Origin of the sequence: Gymnodinialimonas mytili, assembly GCF_037544085.1 — a bacterium.
GTDB lineage: Bacteria > Pseudomonadota > Alphaproteobacteria > Rhodobacterales > Rhodobacteraceae > Gymnodinialimonas > Gymnodinialimonas mytili.
The window spans coordinates 483,840-496,845 of record NZ_JBBIFW010000001.1 but is presented as its reverse complement, the minus strand read 5'-3'; the positions used below and the strand labels follow the sequence as shown (position 1 = coordinate 496,845).

General features: G+C 62.7%; 14 protein-coding genes. 6 read left to right on the top strand and 8 right to left on the bottom strand.

Going from position 1 to position 13,006, the window contains the following annotated elements; genetic code table 11:
• Window positions 1-90 precede the first annotated feature (90 nt).
• From V8J82_RS02380 to iolB, 5 genes are all read left to right on the top strand, one after another.
• Complete coding sequence (locus V8J82_RS02380) at window positions 91-1,038, top strand: sugar ABC transporter substrate-binding protein (RefSeq protein WP_339971759.1); 948 nt, start codon at window positions 91-93, stop codon at window positions 1,036-1,038.
• Between the two features lie 90 nt (window positions 1,039-1,128).
• Window positions 1,129-2,262 (top strand): ABC transporter permease, encoded by a 1,134-nt coding sequence (locus V8J82_RS02375; RefSeq protein ID WP_339971757.1) that lies wholly within the window; start codon window positions 1,129-1,131, stop codon window positions 2,260-2,262.
• 1 nt (window position 2,263) lies between these two features.
• The gene (locus V8J82_RS02370) at window positions 2,264-3,067 is read left to right on the top strand and encodes an ATP-binding cassette domain-containing protein (protein ID WP_339971755.1); all 804 of its coding nucleotides are present in this window, start codon (window positions 2,264-2,266) and stop codon (window positions 3,065-3,067) included.
• Window positions 3,068-3,082: 15 nt separating this feature from the next.
• Entirely contained in the window at window positions 3,083-4,225 is a 1,143-nt protein-coding gene (locus tag V8J82_RS02365) for a phytanoyl-CoA dioxygenase family protein (protein ID WP_339971753.1), read from the top strand.
• Window positions 4,225-5,001: a 5-deoxy-glucuronate isomerase gene (gene iolB / locus V8J82_RS02360; RefSeq protein ID WP_339971751.1), complete on the top strand. Its 777-nt coding sequence runs from the start codon at window positions 4,225-4,227 to the stop codon at window positions 4,999-5,001. Before V8J82_RS02365 ends, iolB begins: the two co-directional genes overlap by 1 nt.
• Before the next feature lie 69 nt (window positions 5,002-5,070).
• Here the strand turns inward: iolB and V8J82_RS02355 are convergent, their stop codons facing one another.
• Entirely contained in the window at window positions 5,071-5,823 is a 753-nt protein-coding gene (locus V8J82_RS02355; protein ID WP_339974492.1) for an SDR family oxidoreductase, read from the bottom strand.
• Between the two features lie 232 nt (window positions 5,824-6,055).
• Here V8J82_RS02355 and V8J82_RS02350 point away from each other — a divergent pair, with 232 nt between their 5' ends.
• Window positions 6,056-6,394: a VOC family protein gene (locus V8J82_RS02350; RefSeq protein WP_339971748.1), complete on the top strand. Its 339-nt coding sequence runs from the start codon at window positions 6,056-6,058 to the stop codon at window positions 6,392-6,394.
• 49 nt (window positions 6,395-6,443) lie between these two features.
• On the opposite strand, the gene V8J82_RS02345 is transcribed toward V8J82_RS02350, so the two are convergent.
• The 7 genes from V8J82_RS02345 to V8J82_RS02315 all read right to left on the bottom strand — a co-directional run bounded on the left by V8J82_RS02345 (window position 6,444) and on the right by V8J82_RS02315 (window position 12,987).
• Window positions 6,444-6,908 (bottom strand): DUF2059 domain-containing protein, encoded by a 465-nt coding sequence (locus V8J82_RS02345; protein WP_339971746.1) that lies wholly within the window; start codon window positions 6,906-6,908, stop codon window positions 6,444-6,446.
• Between the two features lie 135 nt (window positions 6,909-7,043).
• Entirely contained in the window at window positions 7,044-7,181 is a 138-nt protein-coding gene (locus V8J82_RS02340; RefSeq protein WP_339971744.1) for a hypothetical protein, read from the bottom strand.
• Window positions 7,182-7,184: 3 nt separating this feature from the next.
• Entirely contained in the window at window positions 7,185-7,310 is a 126-nt protein-coding gene (locus V8J82_RS02335) for a hypothetical protein (RefSeq protein ID WP_339971742.1), read from the bottom strand.
• Window positions 7,311-7,424: 114 nt separating this feature from the next.
• A complete protein-coding gene (locus tag V8J82_RS02330) occupies window positions 7,425-8,297 on the bottom strand; it encodes a dimethyl sulfoxide reductase anchor subunit family protein (protein ID WP_339971740.1) in 873 nt (290 codons plus the stop codon).
• A complete protein-coding gene (locus V8J82_RS02325; protein ID WP_339971738.1) occupies window positions 8,297-9,061 on the bottom strand; it encodes a 4Fe-4S dicluster domain-containing protein in 765 nt (254 codons plus the stop codon). Before V8J82_RS02325 ends, V8J82_RS02330 begins: the two co-directional genes overlap by 1 nt.
• Before the next feature lie 108 nt (window positions 9,062-9,169).
• Window positions 9,170-11,974 carry a molybdopterin oxidoreductase family protein gene (locus V8J82_RS02320; RefSeq protein ID WP_439650026.1) on the bottom strand — a complete coding sequence of 935 codons (2,805 nt, stop codon included), beginning with the start codon at window positions 11,972-11,974 and terminating at the stop codon, window positions 9,170-9,172.
• Between the two features lie 167 nt (window positions 11,975-12,141).
• The gene (locus V8J82_RS02315; protein ID WP_339971734.1) at window positions 12,142-12,987 is read right to left on the bottom strand and encodes an alpha/beta hydrolase family protein; all 846 of its coding nucleotides are present in this window, start codon (window positions 12,985-12,987) and stop codon (window positions 12,142-12,144) included.
• Window positions 12,988-13,006 lie beyond the last annotated feature (19 nt).

The following is a 13,006-nucleotide window of genomic DNA, read 5'->3' as shown; positions in this document are numbered from 1 at the left end:
GTTGCAAAGAATCCGAATCGCAGCTACGGTTTCGCCCAAGGTGGGCCGCTGAGGAGCCTGACCCACCAACAGACCTATTGGGAGGACTTCATGAAGACATTTTTCAAAACCCTCGCCGTGACGGCCGTGGCCGCCACCGCGCTGATGGGGGCCACAGCGGTTCACGCGGAAGGGGAGCGGTATATCCTGGTCAGCCATGCGCCCGATAGCGACAGCTGGTGGAACACGATCCGCAATGCGCTGAGCCTTGCCGGTGAGCAGATGAATGTGGAGGTTGAATATCGCAACCCGCCCACCGGTGACATCGCCGACATGGCGCGCATCATCGAACAGGCGGCGGCGAGCGGCCCCGATGGCATCATCACCACCCTGGCCGACCCGACCGTTCTGAACGATTCGATCCAGGCCGCGGTGGATGCGGGCATCGATGTGATCATCATGAATTCGGGCACACCCGAACAGGCGCGCGAAGTGGGCGCCCTGATGTATGTGGGTCAGCCGGAATATGATGCGGGCTTTGCGGCCGGTCAGCGCGCGGCGGATGACGGGGTGACCAGCTTCCTGTGTGTGAACCACGTGATCTCCAACCCCGTCGTGGCCGAGCGCTGCCAGGGCTTCGCGGACGGTCTGGGTGTGGAACTGGGCGAAAGCATGATCGATGCCGGGCAGGATCCACAGGAAATCCAGAACCGGGTCATGGCCTATCTGAACGCCAATCCCGACACGGACGGTATCCTGACCCTTGGGCCGACCAGCGCCGATCCGACGATCCTGGCCCTGGAAGAGCTGGGCCTGGCCGGTGACATCTATTTCGGCACATTCGATTTGGGCGAAAACATCGTCAACGGCATCCGGGACGGGGTGATCCAGTGGGGCATCGACCAGCAGCCCTTCCTGCAGGCCTATCTGCCGGTTGTGGTTCTGACCAATTACCACCGCTATGGCGTTCTGCCGGGCAACAACATCAATTCGGGCCCGGGGTTCATCACCGCCGATGGTCTGGAGCTTGTCGAGGCCCTGGCCGGCGAATTCCGCTAAACGCCTGACGCTTGGACGGGGCAGGCGGCGGTGACGTTGCCTGCCCTTTTTCGTGAGACTTTGCACGCAAAATAAGGGGGACATGCGATCATGTCGGATGACAGCGCAATACCGGCGGCCGGAGGGCCGGATGACGAACGCATCAAGGAGATCGGAGGCCTCCGCGCCTGGTTGATCCGCCCAGAGCTGGGCGGGATCATCGGAACCGTCGCGGTGTTCGTGTTCTTCGGCATTCTGGCGGGCGACAGTGGCATGTTCAACGCGCAGGGCATCATGAACTGGTCGGTCATCTCGGCCCAGTTCATGATCATAGCGGTGGGAGCCTGCATGTTGATGGTGGCGGGCGAGTTCGATCTGTCCGTGGGCTCGATGATCGGGTTCGCCGGGATCATGATCGCGATGTTCGGCGTGGTTCTGGCCTGGCCGATGTGGCTGGCCATCCTGATCACCTTCGCGATCTGCATCGGGATCGGGGCGATCAACGGCCTCATCGTCGTGCGCACCGGTCTGCCGAGTTTCATCGTGACGCTGGCCTTCCTGTTCATTCTGCGTGGCTTCACGATCTTCATTCCCCAGACCGTGGAAAACCGCACCATCATCGGCGGCATTGAAGAGGCGGCCGAGGGCGATTGGCTGGCCTCGATCTTCAGCGCCGATATCATGTCTTGGGTGTTTGTCTGGCTCGCCGATATCGGGTTGGTCGGCACGTTCTCTCGCGGGACGCGCGAGGGGCAGCCGGTGATCGATGGCATTCCGATGCTGATCGTCTGGGCCATTGCGCTGGTGATCATCGGCCATCTGGTTCTGACGCGCACGCGGTTCGGCAACTGGATTTTTGCCGCCGGTGGCGATGCCCAGGCCGCGCGCTATGTCGGCGTGCCGGTGGATCGGGTGAAGATCACCATGTTCATGACAACCGCCTTCTGCTCGACCGTTTTTGCCCTGTGTCAGGTGTTCGAGTTCGGCTCGGCCGCCGCGGACCGGGGCATCCTGAAGGAGTTTGAGGCGATCATTGCGGTGGTCATCGGGGGCGCCTTGCTGACCGGCGGCTATGGCTCGGTCGTGGGGGCCGCGTTGGGGGCGCTGATCTTCGGCGTGGTGCAGCAGGGCCTGTTCTTCGCGGATGTGGAATCGAGCCTGTTCCGGGTGTTCCTGGGTGTGATCCTGTTGTTCGCGGTGATCCTGAACACCTATATCCGCCGCATCATCACCGGGGAGCGTTGAGATGAGTGAGACCGCTTTTCACCATGACGCGCCGATCGGCGACAAACCCATCGTCGAGATGAAGAATATCGAAAAGCATTTCGGTCCGGTCATCGCGCTGAACGGGGTGAGTTTCGATGTGAAGCCCGGCGAATGCCATTGCCTTCTGGGCGATAACGGCGCCGGAAAGTCGACCTTCATCAAGACCATGTCGGGGGTGCACAAACCCACCGCCGGGGAGATCCTGTTCGAGGGCAGGCAGATGAATTTCGCCAGCCCCCGCGACGCGATGGAGGCGGGGATTGCCACGGTATATCAGGATCTTGCGATGATCCCGCTGATGAGCGTGACGCGCAATTTCTGGATGGGGCGCGAGCCGAAGAAGGGTCTCTTCATCGATTTCGACAAGGCCAATTCGACGACCATGGCCGAGATGAAGAAGATGGGGATCAACCTGCGCTCGCCCGATCAGGCGGTGGGCACGTTGTCCGGCGGCGAACGGCAGACCGTTGCCATCGCGCGCGCGGTCTATTTCGGGGCCAAGGTCCTGATCCTGGACGAGCCGACCTCAGCCCTTGGGGTACGCCAGACCTCGAACGTGCTCGCGACGGTGGACAAGGTCCGCAAGAACGGGATCGGCGTGGTCTTCATCACCCACAATGTGCGGCACGCCATGGCGGTGGGCGACCGGTTCACGGTGCTGAACCGCGGCAAGACCTTGGGCACGGCGACGCGCGGCGACATCACGCCCGAAGAGCTGCAGGATCTGATGGCTGGCGGTCAGGAAATGGCGCAGCTGGAAGGCTCGCTTGGTGGAACCGTCTGAACAGGGAACAGACAGATGAAGCACACGGGATACTTTTCCTCCGACAGCGGCACGCTGGTGGAGTTTGCCGAGCTGACTGCACGCACGCTTGAAGCGTCGGAACTGACCTTCACGGACCGGGTCGAGAAGAACGTGCCGATCTACGACATAGCGGCATTGGCGGACGTGCTGGCGGGGCCGAGGCGGTCCGAATTGCTGGCCGAATGGGCCTGGGTCCTGGGCAAGTCGGCGGGCGCGGTCGTCCTGAAACAGACGCAGCCGGATCACGGGGCGATTGATGCAGCGAGTGCTGTCTTCGAGCGGATCATAGCGGATGAGGCCGGGCAGGGCGGCGGGGCGGATCACTTCGCCGCCGCCGGGGCCAATTCGCGGATCTGGAACGCTCTGGAAAAGCACTGCAAACGGGATCCGGCGGGATTTGCCGCCTATTATGGCGCGCCTGCGGTGGCGGCGGTGGCCGAAGCGTGGTTGGGCCCGGATTTCCAGATGACGGCGCAGGTCAATGTCGTGCGGCCCGGCGGGCAGGCGCAGACGGCGCATCGCGATTACCATCTGGGGTTCCAGACGGCGGAGGTGGCGGCCAAGTTCCCCGCCCATGTGCATGACCTGAGCCAGGTGATGACGTTACAGGGCGCGCTGGCCCATTGCGATATGCCCCTGACAAGCGGCCCCACGAAACTTCTGCCGTTCAGCCAGATGTTCGCGGCGGGATACATGGCCTATCGGCGGCCCGAATTCGCGGAGCATTTCGAGGCGCATTGCATTCAACTGCCGTTGGAAAAGGGGGATGGGTTGTTTTTCAATCCGGCGCTTTTCCACGCGGCGGGGGCGAATGTGTCCGAGGATATTCACCGGATGGCGAACCTGTTGCAGGTCTCGTCCGCCTTTGGGCGCGCGATGGAGAGCGTCGACCGGGTGGGGATGTCGAAGCTGATTTTCGACGTGATGGGCGACCTGTCCGAGAACCGGCGTCAGGCGACAATTGCCTGCACGGCAGAGGGCTATGCGTTTCCCACGAACCTCGACACCGACCCGCCGGTGGGCGGGCTGGCCCCGGAAAGCATGGCGGCTTTGCTCCGACGCGGCTTGGCCGAGGGCATGAGTGCGGAGGCGTTCAGCGCCGCGCTGGATGCGCAGATCACGCGGCGGGGTATCTGATGGCGGAGCTTCTGGTCAAACCGAACGGCACCACGGGTCGCGTACACCGGATCACGCCGGAAAGCGCCGGGTGGGGCTATGTCGGGTTTGACCTCTGGCATCTGGCGCCGGGGGAGATTGCGACGGGCGGCGAGACCGGGCGCGAAGTGGTGCTTGTTCTGGTCGAGGGCCGCGCGGTTGTGGACGGGTTGGGCGAGATGGGCACGCGGATGTCCGTTTGGGAAAAGACACCGCCCGCCTGTGCCTACCAGCCGGGGGATTGGCGTGTGGAGGCGGTCAGCGCCTGCGTGCTGGCCGTCTGCTCCGCCCCCGGAACGGGAGACCGCCCCGCGCAAGTCTTGGGGCCGGACGGGATCGAGATGGTGGTGCGGGGCGAGGGCACGAACCTGCGCCACATCCACAATATCGCGATGGAGGATCGCGACGTGGCCGACAGCCTGCTGGTGACCGAGGTGTTCACGCCCGCGGGCCATTGGTCGAGCTACGCGCCGCACCGCCATGACGAAGACGATTTCCCGCGTATCACCTATCTGGAAGAGACCTATTATCACCGCCTGAACCCTGGCACCGGGTTCGGCGTGCAGCGCGTCTTCACCGAGGATGGGTCATTGGATGAGACGATGGCCGTCAGCGATGGCGATGTGGTGTTGGTGCCCAAAGGCCACCACCCCTGCGGCACGCCCCATGGGGTCGAGATGTACTACCTGAACGTCATGGCCGGACCGCTGAGAAAATGGCGCTTCGCAGCCCACCCGGACTTCGCGCATCTGATGTAGACCGGTGGTCTGTTGGGCGGGGCGAAGCGGACCCTAGCAGTCGATTGACCAGCGTCCGCTTCTTACATGTCAGAGTTTGTTGATCGAGTTTCCGCCATCCGCGATCATTGCGCTCCCTGTCACGAAAGACGCATGATCGGAGAGGAGGAAAAGCGCCGCCTGAGCGATCTCCGACGGCTCCGCCATCCGCTTGAGTGCGTGAAAGCCGCGAACGACCTCATGAAAACCGGCATCCTCTCCGGCCATTGGTGTCATGGTGCCTCCCGGCAGAAGCGCGTTGACACGGATATTCTCAGCGCCGTGTTCCGCCGCCAAGACCTGGGTCATGCCGATCAGGCCCGCCTTGGCCGCGGCGTAGGCCCCCATGCCCGGAAGACCTACCGTGTGCCCGACGAAGGAGGATGTGAAGACGATCGAGCCACCGCCGCGTTTGCGCATCGCTGGTATCTGATGCTTTGCCGCGTAGAATCCGCTGTTGAGATTCACCGCCATCACCTTGTGCCAGTTGTTTTCATTCATGTCGGGGATCGGGCCCATGTCGCCCGTTACGCCAGCATTGTTGAACGCGCCATCAAGGCCACCGAAGCGCGTGTCTGCGCGTTGCACCAGCTTTTCAGCGTATCCAGCCTCCGCGACGTCCCCAGCCAGAAAGTCCACTTCGCCACCATCGGCTGAAATCTCGTTGGCGATTTCCTCAAGCAATTCAGCACGACGCGCTCCTAGGACCAGTTTTGCGCCCTCCGCCGCAAAGATCTTCGCGGCGGCAGCCCCGATGCCGCTGCTTGCGCCGGTGATGATGATTGTCTTTCCGTTCAGCAGCATTCCCGTCTCCATTCGATGATGTGTTGGGAGATGCCTAGTCAAACCCGGCTGGGCGACCGACCCGCTTCTTGCGCAAACACCCTCAATCCAAGCGCGCGAGCGTTTATTCGGTAAAGATGCGGCATCCGTTGGTTTGGGCGCATGGCCTCTTTTGGCCTGGCTTTGCGGCGTGAAATCGTACGTGGCTGGCGGTGCGGCTGGTTGGATGTTAGCTTTCCATATGCCCGTTGAGATGTCGCAACCCACCCCCACCCTGCCTGTTCGCTCGGTGCCCGAGGCGCAGGATTGGTATCGGGCGCATCTGGGGTTTGAGATCAAGTGGCATCATGAGGGCGGGCGCATCGGTGGGGTGGCACGGGGCGAATGTGCGGTGTTTCACCGCGAGGTGGAGGGCCCCATCGCGCCGGTTGTGCTTTGGATCTTCTGTGAGGATGTCGATGGGGTCGAGGCGGATCTTCGTGCGCGCGGGGCGCCGATCACCGGGCCCTTGGGTGACACCGATTATGGCCTCAGGCAATTCACGGTGACCGATCCGGCCGGTCACCTGCTGCATTTTTTCTGCGATCTCTGAGCGGATCGACCGGGGCAGAATGGACCGCCCCTGCGCCAGAGGGTGGCGGCTACTGGCCGGTGATGATCGCCATGATATCGGCCTGCCGACCCATCATCCGCTGCTGCATTTCAGGCCCAAGCTGCGTCATGATATTGGTAAACATCGGTTGGGTCTGGATCAGGATCGACGCGCCGATCTCGGTCGAATAGAAATCGATCATCGCCTGGATCTCTTCCTCGGTGAAGGTTTCGGCCATGGCCTCCACCATCAAGGTCTCAAGACGGGGCTGAAAATCGATCAATTCTTCGGAGATGATCACACCGATCTCGCTCATCTGTTCGTCGGTCAAGGTCATGCCGGGCGGCAGGGTCGCGGCCAATTGCTGGGCCGAGGCCTCGGGCGAGAACATTGCCGACATCATCTCTTGCACGGCGGGCAGGTCGGCATATTCCTGAGCCAATTCTGCGGTGGATTGCGCCTGGGCGCCGAGGGGCGCAAGGGCAAGGGTCAGGGCAAGGCAAAGCGCGCGCATGGGAAATTCCTTTCTGGTGGTGCAAAGCGATATTTACGGGCGAACTTGCAACAGGCGCGGAGCAAAGCCAATCCCGCGGCACGCCTGCTCGGCGGAACCCCGCGGGCGGCTGCGTTGGGCTGGACTGTGGGGCGCCTAGCTGTCATCTTCAATCCGAGGCGGTGCAGAGCGGTGGTTGGTTCCCGCGCGCTGGGCAATCCACAGGATCACAAAGGGCGCGACGCTTGTCGCCGCGATCACAATGGCCACGATACTCCAGGCGGTGAGGGTCACGCGTTAATCATTCCTATCATGGGTGTCATCTGCACCGCGCTTGCGCCGTTTCTGCAGATAGCGCAGGGCGATAAACAGGCCCACCATGACCACGATCCAGAACATCAGGTCGAGAAACGCGTCACTCATCGGGGCCTCGTCATTGAATGCTTCGACGTAGATAGGCAGTTTTGCTGACGAAACAAAGGGAAAGGCGCTGCAACGGGTGAGCGCCCTTCATCATTCGACACGGGAGACGGCCCCTTAGCGCTTGCCGTAATAAAGACCCACCACGTGTTCGGCCTCGGCAAAAAACAACCAACGCGCGGTCAGAACGCCCGCCAGATGGCTGGCAATGGCCAACACGGCGATCGCGTGGCTGAACGGCAGCAGCAGCAGCAGGATCGGCAGAGCAAAGGCCAGGACACCGGAGATGATGCGCAGCTTTTGACTGTGTTTGCGGCCCACCACATGGACGAATTCACGCAGCAGATAATTGGTGCCGGTATGGGGCGGCTCGAAGGCTTTGACCTGTCCAATCGCGCCCAGGCCGGTGGCGGTCTGCATATCGGTGCCGGATTTGGCGAATTGTCCGTCGCCGATGATCCAGGTCGCCAGGGTGATCGCGCCCGCCAGGATCAGCAGGACGATGGCCAGCGTGACTTGCCCCGCCAGAAGCGCGCCGCCGGCCAGCGACAGGGTCAGGAACTTTGCCGGTGTCCAGGGCATGTGCCAGCGCGGCACGGTCTTCATCTGGGCATAGATCATCGACGTCGTGAACACGGTGCCGAGCGACAGCAATGCGCCGAGCCAGCCCAGGACCGCCCATTGGCTCTGGAAGAACACCAGGCCCGCGCCGTACAGCGCCATGACGATCAGGGCGGCAACGGCGCAGATGCCTTCTCGGCTGAGCCAGGAGGTTTTCCACTGGCTGAATGCTTTCCACGCCCGTTCGGGATGGCCCAGATGGAAGGTGGAGGACAACAAGCCGCCCACGGCCAGCACGTAGCCGATCAGGAAGAACCAGAAGGCCGTCCAACCGGTCACAGAGGGCATTCCCAGCCCCAAGAAGACGAGCAGGCCGAATCCAAGGCCGGACAGAGTGGTGAAGATGATGACGGAGGGGGCGGGATGCATCAGATTTTCTCCAGCGCTTTGTCGAGCCATCCGATGAAGCCGCCGGGATTTTCGGCCACCGGCTCCAGGTAGGGGGCGAGGACGTCGAATTCGGGCAGATCGTCCTTCGGCCGGGGCGGCAGGTATTTGTTGACCGGCTTTGTGCCCTGTTCGGGCATGAGGTCCATGCCGTCGCGCTCGGCCACCAGTTTCGACACATCGCTGTCCGGGTCGCCCAGATCACCGAAATGTCGCGCGCCCGCCGGACAGGTGCGCACGCAGGACGGCACGCGATCTATTTCGGGGATGTTCTCGTTGTAGATCCGGTCGACGCAGAGGGTGCATTTCTTCATCACACCTTCGTCCTGGTCCAACTCGCGCGCGCCATAGGGGCAGGCCCAGGCGCAGAGGCCACAGCCGATGCAATCGGCTTCGTTGACCAGAACGATGCCGTCTTCGGCGCGCTTGTAGCTGGCGCCGGTGGGGCAGACGGTGACGCAGGGCGCGTCTTCGCAATGCAGGCAGGATTTCGGGAAATGGATGGTCTGGGCCGCCGGATGCGGCTTGGCCGAGCTGGCCAGCGGCGTCACTTCGTAGGAATGCACCCGGTTGAGGAACGTGCCCGTGGGGTTTTCGCCATAGGCATCCTGATCGCTGAGCGGCGCGCCATAATTCTCGGTGTTCCAGCCTTTGCACGAGATCACACAGGCATGGCAGCCGACGCAGGTATCGAGATCGATGACGAGGCCGAGTTTCTTATCGGTTTTGGTCGGAAGCTGGGTCATGGGATACCTTGCTTTTACATGTGTTTCGCCCGCTGACGCGGTCGACCCGCTGGGGGCGCTGCCCCCAGACCCCCGGGGTATTTGGGGCCACTGAAAGTTGGGTGTGGGTCATGTGCCGACCTTCCAGGCGAGGTCTTTGGGGCCTTTGCCCACGGGGGATTTGATCGGCGGATAGGCGGGCTGAGATTCTGCGGGGGCAGCGGCTTTTTCGATGCGGACCTTAAGGTCGAACCAGGCGGCCTGCCCGGTGATCGGATCGGAATTGGTCCAGCGGTGGCCGTCGCCTTTCGGCGGCAGAAGCTCGTGGATCAGGTGATTCAGAAGGAAGCCTTTGGTGGCCTCTGGTGCGTTTTCATCCAGCGCCCAGGCGCCCTTGCGCTTGCCGATGGCGTTCCAGGTCCAGACGGTGTTTTCGTTGAGGGCGGCCATCTCCATCACCGGGACGGTGATCGTGCCGTGGGGGGAGGTGACCTTGGCCCAATCGCCGTCCTTGAGGCCGTTTTCGCGCATCAGCTTGGTGGGCATGTAGAGCGGGTTATGGCCGTGAAGCTGGCGCAGCCAGGCGTTTTGGGTGCCCCAGGAATGGTACATCGCCATGGGCCGTTGGGTCAGCGCAGTGATCGGATACTCGTCAACCAGATTGGCGGGGGCGGGGTCCGACCAGAAGGGCAGCGGGTCCATGTTCTCGCGCACCTGTTCGCGCAGATGCTCGGGCGGTTGGATGTCCCCATGGCCTTCGGCGGCGCGGCGGAATTTCTGCATCGGCTCGACATAGAGCGAGAAGAGGTAGGGCTGCGGCGTGTCGTAGAGACCGGTTTCGACCGCCCAATCCTGGTAGCCACTGTTCCAGGGCTTCATGTAGGACGCGCCTTCGGGCACGTGTTTGACGAAGAAACCGCCATTTTCGATATAGCGGTTGAGTTGGTCCGGATTCACATCGCCGCGCCCATGCTGATCGCCATTCTCGCCACGCCACCCGGCCAGCGGGCCGATGCCGGGCTTGCGGATGTGGTTGACGATGTAATCGCCGTAATCGGCGTATTTCTGGGAGCCGTCCTCGTTGGTGAAGCCGGGCAGGCCGAGCCGTGCACCGAGGTCGCAGAGCGCGCTTTGGAAGCCTTTCACGTTGCGGTCGGGCTCGATCACGGGCCAGCGGATCGCATCGGCGGCGCCGTCGGCCTCACAGATCGGGCGGTCGAGGAGCGAGATGCAATCGTGGCGTTCCAGATAGGTCGTGTCGGGCAGGATCAGGTCGGCATAGGCGACCATTTCTGACGAATAGGCATCGGAATAGATGATGTGCGGGATGACGTAATCGCCGTTTTCGTCCGTGTCGGTCAGCATCTGCATGACGCCGCCCGAGTTCATCGACGAGTTCCACGACATGTTCGCCATATACATAAACAGCGTGTCGATCTTGTAGGGATCACCGGCATAGGCGTTGGAGATGACCATATGCATGAGGCCATGGGCGCTCATGGGGTTTTCCCAGGTATAGGCCTTGTCGATGCGCGCCGGGGTGCCGTCTTCCTTCAGCGCGAGATCCTCGGGGCCGTGCACGAAACCCAGATGCGGGCCGTCGAGGGGCTGGCCGGGCGTGACCTTGCAATGGGGTTTGGGGTGGATCTTGGAGGGCTTGGGGTAGGGGGGCTTAAAGCGGAAGCCGCCGGGGGCCTCGACGGAGCCGAGGATGATCTGGAGGACGTGGAGCGCGCGGCAGGTCTGGAAGCCGTTGGCATGGGCCGAGATGCCGCGCATGGAATGCATGGCGACGGGGCGCGCTGTCATCGATGTATGGGTTTCGCCGCGGAAATCGGTCCAGGTGATCGGCAACTCGAAGCTTTCCTCGAACGCCACACGGGCGAGTTCGGCGGCAATGGCGCGGATCTTGTCGGCGGGGATGCCGGTGCGCTCGGCCACGTTTTCCGGCGCGTATTCATCGGCCATGTAACGCTCGGCCATGTGGTGGAGCACGGGCTTATGGCCGTCATGGGTGGCCGAGAGGTCGGGCTGGACACCGGGCGTGTCGAAGGCGGTCGGTTTGCCGGTCTTGCGATCGATGACCAGTTCCTTGCCGTCTTTATCGCGGAGCAGCAGGCCGGTCTCTTTGTCGACCAGCACCGGTGCGTTGGTCCAGCGGGCGAGGTAATCGAGATCGATCTTCCCCGCCTTCATCAGGCAATGGACCATGGCGAGGATGAAGAGGCCATCGGTGCCGGGCGTGATGCCCACCCACTCGTCGGCCACGGCGTTGTAGCCGGAGCGGATCGGGTTCACGCCGATGACCTTGGCGCCGCGTGCCTTGATCTTGCCCAGGCCCATCTTGATCGGGTTGCTGTCGTGATCTTCGGCCACGCCGAACAGCATAAACAGCTTGGTGTGATCCCAATCGGGCTGGCCGAATTCCCAGAACGCGCCGCCCATCGTGTAGATGCCAGCGGCGGCCATGTTGACGGAACAGAAACCGCCATGGGCCGCATAATTCGGGGTGCCGAAATTCTGCGCCCAGAAGCTGGTGAAGCTTTGCGATTGGTCGCGACCGGTGAAAAAGGCGAGCTTCGACGGGTCGGTTTCGCGGATCGGGCGCAGCCAGCCTTCGGCGATCGTGTAGGCTTCGTCCCAGCTGATCTCTTCGAATTCACCGGACCCGCGCGGGCCCACGCGTTTCAGGGGCGCGCGCAGGCGGGAGGGGGCGTTGACCTGCATGATGCCCGCGCTGCCCTTGGCGCAGAGCACGCCCTGATTCACCGGGTGATCGCGGTTGCCCTCGATATAGGCGACCTTCTTTTCGCCGTCGGGGCCTTCCTTCATATGCACGTTGATCCCGCAGCGGCAGGCGCACATGTAGCAGGTGGTCTGACGGATCTCGTCTGATACCTTCGGAGACAACTCCAAATCGGGTTGTTTTCCCATCACTCCATCCTCCCCTTTGCGCGCCGCGGAATGTTTTTGTCGCAGCACCGCGCGCGTCCCTATGGCCACATCGACACTGTCGTAAGACCATCCCACAAGTTTTTGAGACTTTTGGTCTCAAATAGCAAGAGGTTTGGACAGGCGCGACGCCGTGGCGCGGTTCAAGATCACAGATGCGCGTCGAAAAAGCTCAGCACTGCGGTGCGCATGGCACGGGTTTCGACATGGCCGACCTCTGGGTCGATCAATGTGGTCAGGCCGGGTTTGCCGGAATACGCCTCGTGCAGCGCCTGCAAAAGTGGCTCCAACGTCGCTTCGGGCGTCAACGGATCTTGCAGCCCCGCCGCCACGAATTGCGGGCGCGGTGCGAGGCTCGCGGCGATTTGCGGCAGGTCGAGTGTGGGTAGCAGGCCGGGCACTGTCAGGTAGGGCGCATGCAGGTCGTGGTTCCCGGTCTCGATCAAGGCGCTGAGCGACGTGACCCCGCAAAGATGCGCGCAAGCGGCGATATCGGGGCGCATCGCGGCCACCCACAGCGACAGGAACGACCCCATCGAAAACCCGACCGAGCCGATGGGGCCGGGCAGGCCCAAGGCGGGCAATATGTCCACCACAGCACAAAGATCGCGCATCATATGCCCGAACAGAGTTTCGCCGCGCCAATGGGCAGCCTTGCTCAGCGCGCTTTCGTGGCCTTCGTGTTGGCGTCGTCCATGGCCGGGCATATCGGGGGCGATCACGGCAAAGCCCATCTCATAGAGCGCGCGGCCCAGGGGCGGGTCCTGCAGCGATCCGCGACCATCGATCGCTTCGCGCCCGCCAATATCGAAGCGCAGCCCATGGGCGTGGCAATACAGGATGGTGCTCCGCAGCGTCTTGGGGATCAGCGCGGTGCAGGGGATCCTGCTCACTTCGGTTTCAATGACGACGCCTGGAGCGCTTTGACCCAAACGCCCCCCGGTGGGCTGCACCCCCAGGATCCGCCAAAGTCGGTCCGGTGTGATCTGATCCATGCGCCCCCCTTGCAACTCC